Origin of the sequence: Bacillus sp. 16GRE42 (assembly GCF_019837435.1) — a bacterium.
In the GTDB taxonomy this organism is placed as follows: Bacteria; Bacillota; Bacilli; order Bacillales; family Bacillaceae_G; genus Bacillus_A; species Bacillus_A wiedmannii.
In genome coordinates this window covers 739260-756199 of record NZ_JADAXF010000003.1, presented here as the reverse complement: position 1 = coordinate 756199, position 16940 = coordinate 739260, and the positions used below count along the sequence as shown (strand labels likewise).

Below are 16940 nucleotides of genomic sequence, written 5' to 3'. Positions count from 1 at the left end.
TTGTAAATATTTGAAACAAAAAAGACCCCTTATACTAAGGGTCCTACAATAGAAAATAACTAAGTATAAACAATAAAAAGAATTACTGAAAGTATAATTTATAGGCGCTTTATATCCTTCTATTTCGCATCAAAACCCCTGCGCTGTATGCGACAGGGGATTCGATGCGTTCATTCTAAAGCTTATTTAGAAGAGTCATGTACAGGCAAACTACTAAAAATCAATTCAGCAACTTTTACATATCCTTTTGAGTTTGGATGAATCAAATCCGTAGACCAAAGCGTATTATCATTAACTAAATGATGATTCCAAAAGTCAACATGATGAAGCTTGTACTCTCTACTCAGTGAAAGTATAATTTCATTTGCCTCTAATAATTGTTCTTTTAACACTTGTTTTTTTTCAGAAGAAATAGGTAGCCGAACTGTAAAATCTGGAAGGTTTGCTATAATAATATCAGCATCTGTTTTACTTAATGTATCTATCATAAATTCCATATCGTTCTTATATGCTTGATGATCCCAACGTCCTTTTAAAACATCGTTTGCACCTGCAATTAGACTAACCAAATCTGGATTAAACGTTAATGCCTTTTCCAATTGCTGTGAGCGTATTTCTTTAGTTACTAACCCACGCTTTGCAAAATTAGCATATTCTATATCGTTTACACAAAGTTGAACAAAATGATCTACCCAGCTTTTTAATGCTATTCCCTCAACTTCATCCCCTATGCCCTCTGTAAAACTATCACCAATCGATACAAATCGCTTCCACATATGTAGTCCCCCTTTATTATTAACCATATCTATACTATACAATAGCTCACACCGTAATTGTTATTTCTAAGTAGTTTTCGATTTCAATTATATTTACATTTAGAATCCAAAATTGACCGATTCCTAAGTATACTTAGGAATCGGTCATATTCGTATATTTACTAAAGAAATAAAATCTCTCTAGGAATTATACTTTTTTCAAAAAATTGGTTGTTCTTTGTTTTGCCCAGTTGATACATTTCTTTTCGATTAAATGATACGAAATTATAGAAAAAAGTAGTGTCATTGCAATGCACAAAGTAAGAAGGAAAAAGATAGGTATCTTTGTATACAAAAGTTTAAATAGTAACATCATGATTGGAAAATGACACAAATAGATACTGTATGAAATTTCTCCTAAATATACAAATACATTCTTATTTAAAAATGCTTTTACTTTTAGGTTACTCATAGCCATTATAATAAATATACTAACCCCCATTACGACACCCCAATCTTTTAATAAGAAAGTAGTATCATTACGGGAAAAACCATAAATTAAAATGGAATATAAATATAAAATAATCCCTAATGCAATAAGAAATCCTTTTTTAAATTTTTTCATATTCCTATATGAGTAAATAAGTTTTTCCTTATACTTAAAAAGTAACATTCCAACCATAAACATAGATGTAAAATGCAGTGTATCAGCATAACCATTATAAAATCCTTCAGCTTTCCCAATATGCAACATATTAAGAAAAACACTAATGAAAGAAAAGCTCAAAGCAAATAGTATCGTTTTCTTCCAATTCAGTTTATAAAAAAGAAGGAATAATAAAGGAAACACAATAGATATACGCATTTCTTGAGCCAATGACCAAATAACTGGATTATAATTTTCCGTAAAAAAGTTATTAAGAAGCACAAAGTGGTTTAGAATATCTAATTTTGTTATAGACCCTTGCCACCTATCATAGAACCAATCCCGTAGTCCTACCACTTCATACGACGAAAATAAAATAAATAAAACAAAGGTAATGATTATCCAAAAATAATAAGGAATATAGATTCTTACAAATCTCTTAATTAAATATCCCCAATAATTTGTTTTTGAATGATAAAGTGCCATAGATAACACAAAACCACTTAGTACATAAAAAACGATAACAGCTTCCCCACCCGCCCATAAAAACCTAAGCGGGGAAAATTTAATAGAATTAGGCAACGATGGTAGCATTAAACAAAAATGTCCAAATACCACAGTAAGTGCCGCTAACCCTCGTATAGAATCTAATTCTTTTATTCTCTTACTCATAAAATGTTCTCCTTGTAAATTGTAGATTTTGCTGTTCATAAAGGCCACTATACTAGTGTAGTGGGAGAATTGTACATAATGTCTATCTAGATCCCAGATATAAGCAGTTCAAAGTCAATCTATGCATCTGTTTTCTGGTCTCCATTTCCTTATATAAATAATTTAAAACAAAATATTTAATACAAAGAAAAGATTTTATTAAATTTTTATAAAATCTTTTTACAGAAATAAGTAACGGATATTCATTTTTTATTGTCATTTGATGCAAAAATGGATGTTTTTTCTTCATGTAACTTTATTAAACTAACTTTGTACTAGAATGCATTGAATCAAAAAATACATAATAAACGCCATCCTTTCTGTATATTTCTACAAAAAGAATAGCGTTTTTTGTTTTTATAGATACAAATTTAGCTTAGCTTGATTACAATAAGAAAAGTTCCGAAGAATCCAATTTGAAAATTAATACCATCTTCCATTCCAAACTATCTACATAAGAATTTATAAAACTTCGAAACTCTTTTTTCAGATTAATATTTAGTTTTATCCTATAAATTTAGCTTTTTACTATATCAACCGCACTATCCCACATACCGCTAAAAAAAGATCCGATGTTACGCATAAAACGTGTAAACCAATTTGCTTGTTCTATATCAGATTTTGTTACAAGGTCTACTTGTAATGATTTACCTAATAAGAACCCTGGATCTGTACTATCTTTAGGCGAGATAATCATTTTACTTATTGTTACACCTTTTTTAATAGGTGCTTCTTGTTCTTCATTCAATACTTTAAATTCTTTTTTATATACGTCTTTGTTGTTCTTTGGTATCGGAAGTGAAACAGCTTGCTTCGTTTGAACAACAACATCTTTGTCTTTCGCATTTGCTACTCGCACTGTTTCATGCCCTTTTGCTACTGAGTCTTTTCCATAGGCCTTCTTCACTTCGAAATTTGCAAATCCATAATCATATAATTTCTTCGTTTCATCAAAACGTGCTGCATGAGAGTTTGCTTTTATCACTACAGATATTAGACGCATACCGTTTCTTTCTACTGTACCAGTGAAACAATCACCAGCTTCTGGGGTAGTTCCTGTTTTTAACCCATCTACACCTTCGTATTGCTTAATTAAACCTTTTAACATCCAGTTAAAGTTCGTCATATCAATTGGATACTTACCACCCTGTTGGAATGTTTTTTTAGGGATTTTTGCAGTATCTAACATTTTCGGAAAATCTTGAATAAGACGTTGTGCTAAAATCGCACAATCTCTTGCGGACATTTTATTTTTCTCGTCTGGAGTTGTCCCTTCTGGGTGATATCCTTTTAAATCATAGTTTGTTAAGCCTGTAGAATTTACAAATTTATAATTTTTCATTCCAAACTCTTTTGACTTATCATTCATCATTTTCACGAAATCGGCTTCTTTTCCAGCAATTTCTTCAACTAAAGCAATTGTTGCACCATTTGCAGAGTAAATTGCCATTGCCTCATATAACTCTTTTACTGTATAAGAGCCACCATTTTCTAATGGAACGTTTGATAATGAGCGATCTTGTGAAATCTTATGTGCATATTCAGAGATTTTAACTTTTTGATCCCATTTAAGTTTTCCTTTATCCACCGCTTCATGAACTAAATATTCACTCATCATTTTTGTCATACTAGCAATTGCTAGTGATTCATCCGCATTTTTTTCATATAAAATTTTTCCGGAATTCGCTTCTACTAAAATTGCTGATCCTGCTTCTACATCTAAAACAGGGACTGTTTCCGCTGTTGCTCTTCCAGATGTAACAATTATGCTACAAAATAGTGTAAGCACTGTTACTATTGCTATAAATCTCTTGCAAAACATACCTTTCACTTCTGTTACCTCCAATATATTTTTTAGGATTACAATGAATAGACAATCTAAATAATACGTTTGTTCCATATTTACAAAAAATAAAACCAGTGTATCCCGATTAAATATCGAGACACACTGGTTTTATTAGCTATCAAGGATTTTAATTATTTAATTCAGCTATTTACTATACTCATACCAGAGATGAATTTTCCTTAGTCTATATTATTAATTTTTTATAATAAAAAAACTACATCCTATATAGAATGTAGTTTCCCTCACAGATCTATCTATTTTTTACTTCCTTGTTATAAAAATCATATAATAATTCAATAGATGAACTAGATAAAAGCGGCATTGCCTTCTCAACTAATTCTCTATCCCAATCAAACCAACGCATTTCCATTAGCATTTTCATTTCTGTATCAGTGAATCGTTTCTTTATTTCCTTAGCAGGATTTCCACCAACTATTGTATACGGCGGAACATCTTTACTTACGACAGATCCAGCTGCAACGATTGCACCTTCACCGATTATAACGCCAGGCATAATAATAGCATTCATTCCAATCCAAGCATCACTTTTAATGACTGTATCGCCCTTCGGTTCATATGAATGTTCAATTTGCTCAGCGAATGGATATACTGTAATCCATTCTGAGTGATGATTATGATTACCACCCATTAAAATGACTACTCCACTCGCAATACAAACATAGTTCCCAATAATGAGTTTATCAAGATGCCATCCCATCTGTTCAATTGGATTGAACAGCGCTCGGGACTTAGCATCCCCCCACAAATACCTTACACAGCCATCTTCAAAATTTTGATGACCATAATAACCTGAATAATAGGAGTACTCTCCTACCTCAATGAGTGAATTTGTTACTATATCTTTTAAATACTTTGTTTCTGACCAATGATTAAATAATGGATGCTTCATAACTTTATTCCTCGCTTCTAAGTATTATATATTTTGCTATTTACTTAGAAGCTTACTACGACTGCTACATTTTTTAGCTTTCTCAAACGACGAATCATTGTCTTCAAGCCTTTCTTTTATTATAAAGGAATCATATCGTGATAAATTATATAAGTCAAATTGTAAAATTATGTACTGAAACTTGAAGTATGAATTGAAATTTCAGCATTAAAACAATCGAGTTTTCAAATAACAAATCCCAATTACATATAATAAAGATTTTTTAGCTATACATCTAACCTCTTTCTTATATTAGCCTTAACTCCCTCGATATAGTTTTATTATTTATTCATTTGTCTGATAAATCAATAAATGTTAATATGATTATAGAAGATATTATCATCCATTAGATTTCACAGCTAGTTTTTCACAAAAACGATTTCTGAATCCTTAAGTAAATAGGAGGTTTAGAACATGAAACTATTAAGGCAATCAACAATTATTGGCGCATTGACTGTTGGAGGATTTTTATTTTCGAATACAATTGGTACACTCCCACCTGTGTCTGCTGAATCGCAACTTATACAAAAAGAATCACGATTTACAGATAATTGGCGGTGGCAAAGCTATTTTTTATTACATCATAATGCAGATTTTTTAGAAGAGTTAGCAGTTGGTAACTTAAAGCATGGAGATACATTCGATGTTACTATATATACTGGTGGTAAAGATACTGGTATTGTAAAAATATATCAATTGAGTGGAAATGAAAATGATGAAATAAACTTGCATAGATATAAAACCATTTATGACTCAGGTCTAAAACATAATTATGGTAGATTTGTTACACCTATTACTAATGTTTATAATCCAGGAACATATGTAGCTGTTATGAAACTTGGAGAAAATTATTATTATGGGGGCAGCTTTAAAATCTCAAAATAATTTACATTTATCTCATCAGTAAAAAAATATTGGATACATTTTTATTAGACAAAAATCATTTTAAAAGCTCTCCTTATATATAGGGAGCTTTTTTGATCGTTTCCCCTTTTTAAGGCTAGAAGAAATCCTTACCTTCTTTATCAATTAGCATTTTTATTCACGAACCATTTTTACTTCTTTATGTCCTACAATTCGATATGCAATATTGCATATTCTATATGTTCAATTTTAAAACATGCGATAATTCATTTATATAAAGGTATAAAATTAGTATTGAAAGGAGAATGTTACATGTCTTTCTATTCTTGGTCTCCTCTTATTTTCTTAATAGTTGTTGCAATTATCATTTCTATTCAAAAGGCTAAGAAACAATAATTTATTATGTGGAGGTGTAATAATGTCATTTGCAGCATGGAGTACAATTTTTATGACTTTAATCGGTGCAATATCCGGAGCAGTCTTTGGTATAATCTCCCCTAGAAATAAAAGCAAAAATTAAATGATATCGTAAAAATGAATTTCTAATAAAACTATATACAAAAAAGTAGCCTATAAAGTTTTATAGGCTACTTTTCATTTCATTCATATTATTTAGCTAATTCTTTCGTACCCTTCATTACATCAACGAAGAAGCCCCAGTTATTCACAACAGAAGAAATACTAATATGTTCATCTGGAGTGTGAACATTGAATATATCTGGACCGAATGAAATTGCATCTAAGTCAGGCATCTTTTGAACGAATGCACTACATTCAATACCCGCATGTACAGCGAAGATTTCAGCATCTTTGTTGTATTTTTCTTGATGCACTTTTTCAAACAAATTACGAATTTGCGAATTCGGATTGTATGGCCATTCTGGATACTCCGACTCTATTTCAAATGTTGCACCAACTAATTCGGCAATACATTTAATTTCATTTGCAACATGTTGTTTTAAACTACTGACAGAACTTCTCACTTCGTTACGTAATTTAATTTCATCTTGCAACGTTTCAATAACGCCTAAATTTGTTGAACTTTCTACTAGGCCTTTAATATCCATGCTCATACTTTGAATGCCATTTGGAATTAAGAATAATGATGAAATAAGTTGCTTTTGCGTCTCTTTAGCAAATACTTTTTCTACTTTCTCATCCAATTTTGTAAGAGTTACATGAACATCTGGATCAACAGCACGCATTTCTTCTTGTAATACTCTTGTCCATGATTCTAGTTTTTCTTCTACTTTCTCTACATCTTCTGTAGCTAATACAATTGTAGCTACACTTTCACGCGGAATTGCATTTGTTTTTAATCCGCCGTGAACTTCATTTATATCAAATTGGATATTTGCTGATAAATCTCGTAATACTCGTCCTAATACTTTGTTCGCATTACCGCGTTGTTTATCAATTTCCATACCAGAATGTCCGCCTTTTAAACCACCAACATATAGACGGTATGCATCCGTATTCGCTGGCACTTCATCCCATATTACTGGAATTGTTTCTACAGCTTTCGCACCACCTGCGCTACTTACAAGTAATTTATGATCTTCTTCAGAATCAATATTTATAAAAATCTTTCCTTCAAAGTGATTTGCATCAACAGCGAAAGCCCCGCCCATTGTTGTTTCTTCTTCAGTAGTAATAACTACTTCAAGTGCTGGATGCGAAATGTCTGATGCATCTAATAAAGCCATTGCATACGCAACTGCAATACCATTATCAGCACCTAAAGTCGTTTGATTTGCATATAACATGTCCCCAATGATTCGTAATTCAATTGGATCTTTTTCAAAATCATGTACGGTTGCTTGATTTTTTTCACATACCATATCCATATGGCCTTGAATGATAATAGCTGGTACATTTTCATAGCCAGTAGTTGCGTCTTTTTTAATAATGACATTCATTTCTTCATCTTGAATCACTTCTAAGTTACGCTCTTTTGCAAAACCAACTAAATAATCACTAATTTCCTTTTCATTACCAGATCCTCTAGGAATCTTTGAAATTTCTGCAAAATGATAAAATACAGGGTGCTTTGTTAATTGTTCTAAAGTAGAATACATTTTTAAGCTCCTCTCAAAATGACAAAATAATATGTAAGTCTGCTATCATTATACCATGATTCGTTACTTTCCCTTTCTATTTCATCCTTTAAAATCCACCCTTTAAATATTTAATCGTATAAAAAACGAAAGAAAATGCACTATGCATTTTCTTTCGTTTTTTTTGCTCTCATATATTTTGAAGTACCATTATTCATTAATTTCTCTAAACGATTTATATTTTCCGTTAATGCACCTTTCACAAGAGAGAAATCTGTATTTGGTTCTTCTTTTTTTTCTTTAAAAAATGAAGACTTTTGTACGTTTACTTCAGCCATCTCTTCTCCCCCTCTTCAAAAAGATACAATCTTCTATTTATATTATATCGCAAATGTAGACAGCGTGTACACGTATCATTTTCTTTTTAATTCTTCTTCTAACTCTTCTACTTGCTGCAAAGTATCTCCTTTTATTAACGAGAAATCAGTTGTATCTTTAACTCCTACCCGGCATTCTCTCTTTTTTATTTTTGTTAATTATCATAAAATTACCAATATTAATCTACTATTTAATAATAATATTTGATATTATAAAAAAGTAGATTTTAATGGAATTATAATCTAATATATTTTTGGTTAAAATAATTTTTCACACAAGGAGGTTAACCATATTGAATATTATCGTGACTCCAGAATTATTAGAAGCTTCTGCTAACAAGTTTAAAAGTGCTCAAGAGCAAGCACAAGTACAATTCACTAACCTTCGACAAGATATCTCATATCTTGAATCAATTTGGTATGGTTCTACCAAAGAAAAGTTTTATTATGATTTTCAACAATCTAGCCAAGTAATGAATAAATATATTCATTGCCTTCAACAGATTGAAATTCAACTAAAAAGATCGGCCGAAAAATTCAGAAAAGTAGATAGTGAAACAGGAGCTGAGTTATCTACAAATGAGGGAAGTTTGCTTGAATCTCTCAAAAAGGGATTGATGACCTCCTTATCTCCCACCGTTAAATTAGGTATAATGGCAGGTGTATTAAATGTTATTCCTAACAAAAAAAGAAATGATTTAGTAGATATCGTCACTCGTAAATGGGTTAATGGTAAGGCAGGAGAAATATGGAATAAATTAATTCCCTTAAAAGACTTTTCAACATTAGAAAAAACCGCTGCATCATTAGGGAAATTAGATAAATCTCTTCCTAAAAATAGTATTAAAGAATCTAATATTTCTAAGCATATTATAAAAAATATGAAACCCTTTGGTATAGCTTCCATTTCCCTTACTGCATTAGGAGAAGTAAGTTCATTAACATCCGCCATACAAGGTGATTTTAAAAAATATGATGGCTCTCAAGCTGGTGTTAATATTGCTATGGATACAGTTTATTCTACAGGAAAGGTAGTTGGAAATTTAGCTTCAACTTATGCAGGTGGAGTAGCGGGTGCTGAAGCGGGTGCATTAGCTGGCTCATTAATTTTCCCTCCAGTTGGTACAGCTGTTGGTGCAATTGCAGGTGGCATTATTGGTTCTACTGTAGGTGGAACCGCATTCAATGAATTAGCAGATAAATTTGTACCTCGTCAAAAGTTTAAAGAGAGTATTTCAAGTTTTACAGATAGCTTCACTAATTTTTTAAAATAAATTAAAAATCAATTGAAGAAATGAGGTAAAAAAAGTCTCTAATTAGACTTTTTCAGAGCTATGAATAAAAAACAAATTGTTTCTATAGAAGAATTAGCATTTCTAATGAATTCCAAAGAAAATCAAACTTATGCAAAAGAATTACTAAGTCTTATTTATGATGAACTAGAGAAAGCAGATGTCGAAAAAATATTATTGACTGCAGCGCATTCCCTTTATGCTAGAGGATTGTTAAACTTTAATCAACAAACTAAAGAAATGCAATTACAACCGAGTATAGAGAAATTATTCAACACTATGTGTAACCCGCAACTTTCATTATTACTTCAAAAAATCGATTTTATAAACGAAACAACGATTACTGCTAACATTTATATTGATAACACTTCAAACGTTACATATCAGAGTTTAGATGGTATTGCACATAAAATCGAAGAAATTTCAGACGATAGATTATTTTTAGAATCTAAAAATTTATTACAGCTAGTATTTCAGCAAGAAGAAAAAGGCAGTGACATTGTAGGAACTCTTCCAAACCATATCGTACAAAATATTGAAAAGTTTTTCCCTTTGTCTATTCAAGAAGGGAAAACAATGTTAATAGAGAATGGATTTAATTCCTTATATGCTGAAAATTTGATAATAGATTTAAAAACAACACAGTCTATTTACACTATTATGCGTCTAGATACAACCGAAAAGAATGAGGTTATTTCTGACAATGGATTCTTTGTTATTGAATCACCCAACACCCAATGGCTATTAACTCGAAATATAATAAATGATTCCTTTGATATAACCTATTTAACCAAAAATCTTTTCGTAAATGAAATAACAAAACTAATAAAAGATTAATCCTTTAAGACGGGAGTATATTTATATTGAATAAACAACAGCATTCTAGCAAAAAAAAGGAAGGCTTTTTCGAAAATAGGATATTACCTATCATCACTGTTCTTTCAGGTGTCATTCTACTAGTGTACAAAGGGTTAGAATTTATTTCAAAGTATGTATTAATTTTAATCTTATTTACCCTAATTATTGCTTCGTTATACTTATTGTTTATGAAACAAATAGTTGGTGCTGCTATTGGATTCATTTTTGCAGCCCTTGGGTATTTTATGTATAAAATCATTTTTAAACAAAAAAAGAAATAACGCATAAACAAATCATAAAGAGATAATTTAAAAGAGAATGTTTTTACGCATTCTCTTTTAAATTACCCTTTTTTATATACTTATATGGAATTGCCTCTACAAATTTTTCTAATCGATCTATATTTTGAGTCAATGCACCTTTCACAAGAGAGAAATCTGTATTTGGTTCTTCTTTTTTTTCTTTAAAAAATGAAGATTTTTGTACGTTTACTTCAGCCATCTCTTCTCCCCCTCTTCAAAAAGATACAATCTTCTATTTATATTATATCGCAAATGTAGACAGCGTGTACACGTATCATTTTCTTTTTAATTCTTCTTCTAACTCTTCTACTTGCTGCAAAGTATCTCCTTTTATTAACGAGAAATCAGTTGTATCTTCATTTTCTTCTTTAAAAAAATCATTGTCATAATCTTTTATCACTACAATCACCTCTACGTGCTAGTGTAGGAATGATTGTCCGATTTTATACAAGTTTGTCTAAATTTGCTTTCCCTTTATGTATAAGTGAAAAGGACAGAAGAAAATCCTGTCCTTATTTACTAAAATAACTATGATGTATTGTTAAATTATATACATTTTCAAAATCTCGATCTTGCAGGTTATTTTTCTTCCCATCAATAACAATGAAAACATCACTCACCATTTTTGCTGGTATTATTCCGACATTTTCTACTTGCACCGCTTTCTGTTCATTCAATTGCTCAATGTGTTCTAACGGAATGATAATACTAAATTGAGAACGGATACCACGAAAGTTTGTATTTAATTCTTTTGCCGCTTCAAATACAACAATTTTCGCACCAATCTTTTCTCCATACGAATCTAAAAATGCGTTTAAGCTCTTTGTATATTCCTCTTCCATATGCCATTCCATTGTACCGAATACTGCTGGATTAACATTTTGAATAATTGTTGTGTATATTTCTCCTCTTGCTTTAGAAGCAATTAATGACCGTTTTATCGATTGAACAGTCTTACCGATATCGCTAAATTTCGCTCCCCATATTTCTGAAATATTTGGTGTTAAAATAAATGCGATATCAACGAAAATAACCATTGCAGTGAACATTAAAAGATTTTTCCAGAGGGTTAAATCAATTCCTTTTATCATGAAATACACGGTGACTAATATTATAAACAACCCATACCAAGTCTTTCTAATTCGTTGCTTCTTCTCCTCGTAGAGCTCTTCATTTCTCCAGTAAAAGAAAACAAGAACTAGAAAAACGATTGCTAAAATAAATAAGCCGATTCGAATGTTAGAGATCACCAATGACATCACCCTCCATTCAAAAACTACTCACGATATCATTACATGCACAAGTAGCTCTCTTTATGACAAAAGACGTGGACAAGCTTCTAAATTTAGCAATATCGCATATACATTAGAAGGTGCCACGTCTTTTACCACGCATTAACGGGCAGTAAGACCTCCACCTGAAAATTTAGCGAAAGCATAGAAGTTAGGTAGGGGATCAACTGCCCTTAAAAGCCCGATTGGTTCAACTAATAATCAATGGGGATGAACCCCCCACTGATTAAAGTTTCACTTTATCATGAATCTACATTGTATATGTAGACAAGCATGCGTTTCAAATTTTCATGTTAAAAAGAAATATGTTTCGGAATTTCCCCTTCTGGTACTTCTCCGTCCATACTTAAGTAATAATGGCGAATCGGACGTAAATCATCGTCTAATTCATACACGAGTGGAATGCTCGTTGGAATATTTAATGAAACAACACCATCGCTTGAAAGGTTATCTAAGTGTTTCACTAGCGAACGAATCGTATTACCGTGTGATGAAATAATTACCTTTTCACCACTTTTTAATGATGGCGCAATTTCTGAATGCCAATAATCAAGTACTCTTTTCTCCGTATCCACTAAACATTCAGTCAATGGAAACTCACCTTTTTTAAGTGCTTTATATTTTGGATCATTCATTTCATATCTAGGATCATCCTCAGTAAGAGCAGGTGGTCTTACATCAATACTTCTTCTCCAAATATGAACTTGCTCCTCACCATATTTTTTCGCGGTTTCATCTTTATTCAACCCTTGCAATGCACCGTAATGTCTTTCATTTAGCTTCCAACATTTATGTACTGGCACCCAAGCAAGATCCATCTCATGAAGTACAATCCATAACGTCCGGATTGCTCGTTTTAATACAGATGTATAAGCTACATCAAAAGTATATCCGTTTTTCTTTAATATTGCTCCTGCTTCTCTCGCTTCACTTAATCCATTCTCTGATAAATCTACATCTGTCCATCCTGTAAAGCGATTTTCAAGATTCCATAAACTTTGTCCGTGACGAATAAGTACAAGTTTTATCATAATAATTCCCCTCTCGGAAATGTGAATTGTATTGTTCCATTGCGTACACGTATAAAGTATCTAGTAATGTATCTTTTTATCCATTCACTCTATGACCAATCCATATTTGCCAAATGTATGGATAAAATTTGTTCTTTTTCAAACTATAAAACAGATATATTTCTTATTATGTTTGATCGATTACAACTTCTCGCTTCGACATCCAAGCATCAAAACCTGATCGGCTATTTGCCATTTCATTCATAACTTGATGCCAATTTTCTTCACACGATTCACCAAATTTTGAAAAAATAGCACCCATTTGTTGTCTTTGAACATCGCTCAATTTTTTCTCTAAATCTACACCTATTTCTGTTAAAGATAACTGTTTCACACGGCGATCATGTGTAGCTTCATTACTCTCAATTAAGCCCTTTTCCACAAGTTGTCGTAGTGGTCCGTGAAGAGCTTGTTTACTAATTTCTAACAGTGATAATAACTCATTTACGCTTATACCTGGAAAGCGTGCGATAAAAAATAAAATTCGGTGATGTACTCGTTGTATGCCATACTCTTTTATAATTTCATCTGGCTTTTCAGTAAATGTTTTATATGCAAAGTAAAATAATGCTAATGCTTCATTCATCTGTTCTTCTTTATGTTGTGTCATCTACTTTCCCCCTGTATGTAAATTATACCACAATCCAGTAATCAATATTTTAATGAACGCATTGGAACTTCTTTAGTCTATTGAAATATTCACTGCACAATTAGGAGATGATTCAATTGAAAACGCAATATACAGTAAGTACATATTTACTAGACCGACTAAGCGAATTAGGAATCGAGCATATTTTTGGTGTCCCTGGTGACTATAATTTGGCTTTTTTAGATGACGTAGTAGCACATGAAAAGTTAGAGTGGGTTGGCAATTGTAATGAACTAAATGCAGCATATGCTGCTGATGGATATGCTCGTATAAAAGGAATCGCGGCTCTTATTACCACTTTCGGTGTTGGAGAGTTAAGCGCCATTAACGGCGTTGCTGGCTCATACGCAGAGAACGTACCTATTATAAAAATCACAGGGACACCACCAACAACAGTAATGGAAAATGGAGCACTCGTTCATCATACGTTAGGTGATGGAAAGTTCGATCATTTCTCCAATATGTATAGAGAAATCACGGTAGCACAATCAAAATTAACACCTGAGCATGCCCGCTGAGGAAATTGACCGTGTGTTACGTGCATGTTGGAGTGAGAAACGCCCTGTTCATATTCAATTACCGATTGATGTATATAATAAGCCAATTAATAAACCTACGGAACCAATTTTACATAAACCAGTTTTAAGTAATAAAGATGCGCTGGATAAAATGCTTCTACATGCGACTTCAAAAATAAACAGTGCCAAAAAACCTGTTATTTTAGCTGATTTTGAAGTGGCTCGTTTTCATGCGGAAGAATATTTGCATCAATTCGTAGAAAAAACTGGGTTTCCTATCGCAACGTTAAGTATGGGAAAAGGAATATTCCCTGAAAAACACCTTCAATTTATAGGAATTTATACTGGGGATGTTAGTTCTCCATACATACGAAAAAGAATTGATGAATCTGACTGTATTATTAGTATTGGTGTGAAATTAACTGATACTATTACTGGCGGCTTTACACAAGGTTTTACGAAAGAGCAAGTTATAGAAATCCATCCCTATACTGTGAAAATTATTGATAAAAAATACGGACCAGTTGTAATGAAAGATGTTTTAGAACAATTAAGTGATTTAATCAAACATCGTATTGAGGAAACACTTGAAATGAAGCCCTTTATTTCAGAATCACTATCTATGACAGAAGAGTTCAATCCAAAAGCACAAATGGTTACACAAAAACGTTTTTGGCAACAAATATACCATTTCTTACAAGAAAACGATGTTTTAATTGCAGAGCAAGGAACGCCTTTCTTCGGTAGTGCCGCTATCCCTTTACCAAATAGCACTACATATGTAGCACAACCATTATGGGGATCAATTGGTTATACATTACCTGCTCTACTCGGTACACAGCTCGCTGATTTATCACGGCGTAACATTTTAATTATTGGTGATGGTTCTTTCCAATTAACTGTTCAAGAGTTATCGACTATACTTCGGCAAAATTTAAAACCGATTATATTTTTAATCAATAACAATGGATATACTGTTGAACGTGCAATTCACGGCCAAAATCAACCGTATAATGACATACAAATATGGGATTACACGAAACTAGCAAACGTATTCGGATCAGAAGAAAAATGCCAAACATTTAAAGTGAAAAATGAAATAGAGTTAGCAGAAGTCTTAACTAAAATAAATTTTAATATGAATCGACTTATCTTTGTTGAAGTTGTAATGAGCCAAGAGGATCAGCCTGAATTGTTAGCTAAACTCGGTGAAAGATTCGGCAAGCAAAATTCTTAAAAAGAAAAAGCGTAACTATAAATAGGCTACGCTTTTTCTTTTTAAATTTTTATTCCGCAAGCGTTAACTGCCAAGACACACCATATTTATCATTTAACCAGCCAAACTTTTTGCTAAATGGATAAGAACCTAAAGGCATTAGTACAGATCCATCCTGTGCTAGTTTATGAAAGACCGTTTCAATTTCTTCTTCCGTCTCACAAGTTACATAAAGAGACATAGATGGTGTAAATGTAAAACCATGCTTTACATAACTATCAATACACATGAACTCTTGTCCATTTAGCGTAAAAGTTGCATGAATTACAGTTCCCTCTTTACCAGGTCCATTTTCATCGTAGCGAGAGATATTTACAATTTCTGATTGATCGAATAGCGACGTGTAAAAATTCATCGCCTCCTCAGCTTTACCTTCAAACATTAAAAACGTAGTAATTTTTTGATTTGTGTTACTCATATAGAGACAACCCCTTGTTATGTATTTATGCAAAACATACACCGGCAAGCAAAAACCGAACGTATATTCTTATAAATATATTGTCTATAAAAACGATGAGTTTGTCAATTATCTACTTTCTTATTTCTTCTTAAATAATGCTGTCCAAAGAAATGATTCTCCAAACATAGTATTTGGTTGGTCAATTTGCTTCATCTTTCTAATTTCGATCACTTCAAACTCGTCAAATATATCTCTTAATTTTTCTTCTGAATATGCAAGGCCACCTTGTAGACTCCATCCTCTATATACATCCCAATCTGTTATTTCTGATCCATTTCGCTCATCTAAATCACCTGCCGAAAAACATGTTAATCCAAAATAACCACCCGATTTCAAGGAGTTTTTAATTAAATTCACATAATTTATTCTTCTATGCGGTGGAATATGATGTAAACAGCCCGAATCGTACACAAAATCAAAATCATTTTGACACTCTAAATTAAAAATCGAATCACAAATAAAATCGATTTCTATTCCTTTTGCTAACGCCCTCTCTTTCGCCCAATTAATGCCCTCTATAGATAAATCCACTGCTGTTACTTCAAATCCTTTATTTGCTAGATAAATTGCGTTTCTACCCGGACCACATCCAAGTTCTAGTACTTTTCCTTTTGAAACCCGCTTTTTTTGGATATACGAAACTAGATTCTCATCTGGAACATTTTCAAAAAACGGAACATCTTTTTCTCTATTCTCATAAAATTCATTCCAAAATGGTTCTGCCGGTCTTAATAACGAATCGAGCATTTTATTAATATCTTCTTGAGTATGCAACGTTTCATTTTTCATTTATACCCCTCCAAATTTAATAGTCAGAAAATTATTATATATCTTTTTGAACTTTCAAACAAAGAAAAAACTCCTATATTCAATAGGAGTTTTTGTCTTTAAAATCCAAGTACAGCTAACCATTTTAACAGCTTCTTCATTCCGTGGATTCAATGTTTCTTTTAACGCTTCTGCTGGGTTTTTATCGCCACTCTCAATCAGCTTCTGTGCATTGAGCATAAAGGTAATA

At 32.1% G+C, this 16940-nt stretch carries 17 protein-coding genes and 1 pseudogene; 5 read left to right on the top strand and 13 right to left on the bottom strand.

What is annotated here, in order from left to right:
* Window positions 1-182: 182 nt before the first annotated feature.
* The 4 genes from ILS93_RS20310 to ILS93_RS20295 form a co-directional block, all read right to left on the bottom strand.
* Window positions 183-776, bottom strand: a complete 594-nt coding sequence (locus ILS93_RS20310; protein WP_064475205.1) for an SGNH/GDSL hydrolase family protein — start codon at window positions 774-776, stop codon at window positions 183-185.
* 187 nt (window positions 777-963) lie between these two features.
* Window positions 964-2112 carry an acyltransferase family protein gene (locus tag ILS93_RS20305; protein WP_222661180.1) on the bottom strand — a complete coding sequence of 383 codons (1149 nt, stop codon included), beginning with the start codon at window positions 2110-2112 and terminating at the stop codon, window positions 964-966.
* Window positions 2113-2629: 517 nt separating this feature from the next.
* A complete protein-coding gene (locus tag ILS93_RS20300; protein ID WP_064475203.1) occupies window positions 2630-3943 on the bottom strand; it encodes a D-alanyl-D-alanine carboxypeptidase family protein in 1314 nt (437 codons plus the stop codon).
* A 265-nt stretch (window positions 3944-4208) separates the two neighbouring features.
* Window positions 4209-4868 (bottom strand): CatB-related O-acetyltransferase, encoded by a 660-nt coding sequence (locus ILS93_RS20295; RefSeq protein ID WP_000682543.1) that lies wholly within the window; start codon window positions 4866-4868, stop codon window positions 4209-4211.
* A gap of 453 nt (window positions 4869-5321) precedes the next feature.
* Here ILS93_RS20295 and ILS93_RS20290 point away from each other — a divergent pair, with 453 nt between their 5' ends.
* Entirely contained in the window at window positions 5322-5792 is a 471-nt protein-coding gene (locus tag ILS93_RS20290; RefSeq protein WP_098111442.1) for a DUF5065 family protein, read from the top strand.
* A 587-nt stretch (window positions 5793-6379) separates the two neighbouring features.
* On the opposite strand, the gene pepD is transcribed toward ILS93_RS20290, so the two are convergent.
* Window positions 6380-7849, bottom strand: coding sequence for a beta-Ala-His dipeptidase (pepD, locus tag ILS93_RS20285; RefSeq protein WP_064475201.1), 1470 nt, complete (start codon window positions 7847-7849; stop codon window positions 6380-6382).
* 140 nt (window positions 7850-7989) lie between these two features.
* The gene (gene spoIISB / locus ILS93_RS20280; RefSeq protein WP_000852619.1) at window positions 7990-8166 is read right to left on the bottom strand and encodes a stage II sporulation protein SB; all 177 of its coding nucleotides are present in this window, start codon (window positions 8164-8166) and stop codon (window positions 7990-7992) included.
* A 332-nt stretch (window positions 8167-8498) separates the two neighbouring features.
* Here spoIISB (ILS93_RS20280) and ILS93_RS20275 point away from each other — a divergent pair, with 332 nt between their 5' ends.
* Genes ILS93_RS20275 through ILS93_RS20265 form a run of 3 tightly spaced genes read left to right on the top strand, consistent with a single transcriptional unit; the run spans window position 8499 to window position 10636 of the window.
* The gene (locus tag ILS93_RS20275; RefSeq protein ID WP_064475200.1) at window positions 8499-9479 is read left to right on the top strand and encodes a WXG100 family type VII secretion target; all 981 of its coding nucleotides are present in this window, start codon (window positions 8499-8501) and stop codon (window positions 9477-9479) included.
* Window positions 9480-9539: 60 nt separating this feature from the next.
* A complete protein-coding gene (locus tag ILS93_RS20270) occupies window positions 9540-10334 on the top strand; it encodes a hypothetical protein (protein ID WP_176713062.1) in 795 nt (264 codons plus the stop codon).
* A 26-nt stretch (window positions 10335-10360) separates the two neighbouring features.
* The gene (locus tag ILS93_RS20265) at window positions 10361-10636 is read left to right on the top strand and encodes a hypothetical protein (protein ID WP_064475199.1); all 276 of its coding nucleotides are present in this window, start codon (window positions 10361-10363) and stop codon (window positions 10634-10636) included.
* Window positions 10637-10679: 43 nt separating this feature from the next.
* Here the strand turns inward: ILS93_RS20265 and spoIISB (ILS93_RS20260) are convergent, their stop codons facing one another.
* The 5 genes from spoIISB (ILS93_RS20260) to ILS93_RS20240 all read right to left on the bottom strand — a co-directional run bounded on the left by spoIISB (ILS93_RS20260) (window position 10680) and on the right by ILS93_RS20240 (window position 13629).
* Window positions 10680-10856: a stage II sporulation protein SB gene (spoIISB, locus tag ILS93_RS20260; RefSeq protein WP_064475198.1), complete on the bottom strand. Its 177-nt coding sequence runs from the start codon at window positions 10854-10856 to the stop codon at window positions 10680-10682.
* A 75-nt stretch (window positions 10857-10931) separates the two neighbouring features.
* Window positions 10932-11057 carry a hypothetical protein gene (locus ILS93_RS20255; protein WP_064474161.1) on the bottom strand — a complete coding sequence of 42 codons (126 nt, stop codon included), beginning with the start codon at window positions 11055-11057 and terminating at the stop codon, window positions 10932-10934.
* Between the two features lie 112 nt (window positions 11058-11169).
* Entirely contained in the window at window positions 11170-11910 is a 741-nt protein-coding gene (locus ILS93_RS20250) for a type II toxin-antitoxin system SpoIISA family toxin (RefSeq protein WP_222661167.1), read from the bottom strand.
* A 332-nt stretch (window positions 11911-12242) separates the two neighbouring features.
* Complete coding sequence (gene gpmA / locus ILS93_RS20245; RefSeq protein ID WP_064474159.1) at window positions 12243-12980, bottom strand: 2,3-diphosphoglycerate-dependent phosphoglycerate mutase; 738 nt, start codon at window positions 12978-12980, stop codon at window positions 12243-12245.
* Window positions 12981-13146: 166 nt separating this feature from the next.
* Window positions 13147-13629 carry a MarR family winged helix-turn-helix transcriptional regulator gene (locus ILS93_RS20240; RefSeq protein ID WP_064474158.1) on the bottom strand — a complete coding sequence of 161 codons (483 nt, stop codon included), beginning with the start codon at window positions 13627-13629 and terminating at the stop codon, window positions 13147-13149.
* A gap of 107 nt (window positions 13630-13736) precedes the next feature.
* Between ILS93_RS20240 and ILS93_RS20235 the strand changes: the two are divergent.
* Window positions 13737-15423 (top strand): annotated as a pseudogene (locus ILS93_RS20235) (alpha-keto acid decarboxylase family protein).
* A gap of 49 nt (window positions 15424-15472) precedes the next feature.
* Here ILS93_RS20235 and ILS93_RS20230 read toward each other — a convergent pair.
* The gene (locus ILS93_RS20230) at window positions 15473-15880 is read right to left on the bottom strand and encodes a VOC family protein (RefSeq protein ID WP_064474156.1); all 408 of its coding nucleotides are present in this window, start codon (window positions 15878-15880) and stop codon (window positions 15473-15475) included.
* Between the two features lie 120 nt (window positions 15881-16000).
* Window positions 16001-16711 carry a class I SAM-dependent methyltransferase gene (locus tag ILS93_RS20225; protein ID WP_000787500.1) on the bottom strand — a complete coding sequence of 237 codons (711 nt, stop codon included), beginning with the start codon at window positions 16709-16711 and terminating at the stop codon, window positions 16001-16003.
* Between the last annotated feature and the right edge of the window lie 229 nt (window positions 16712-16940).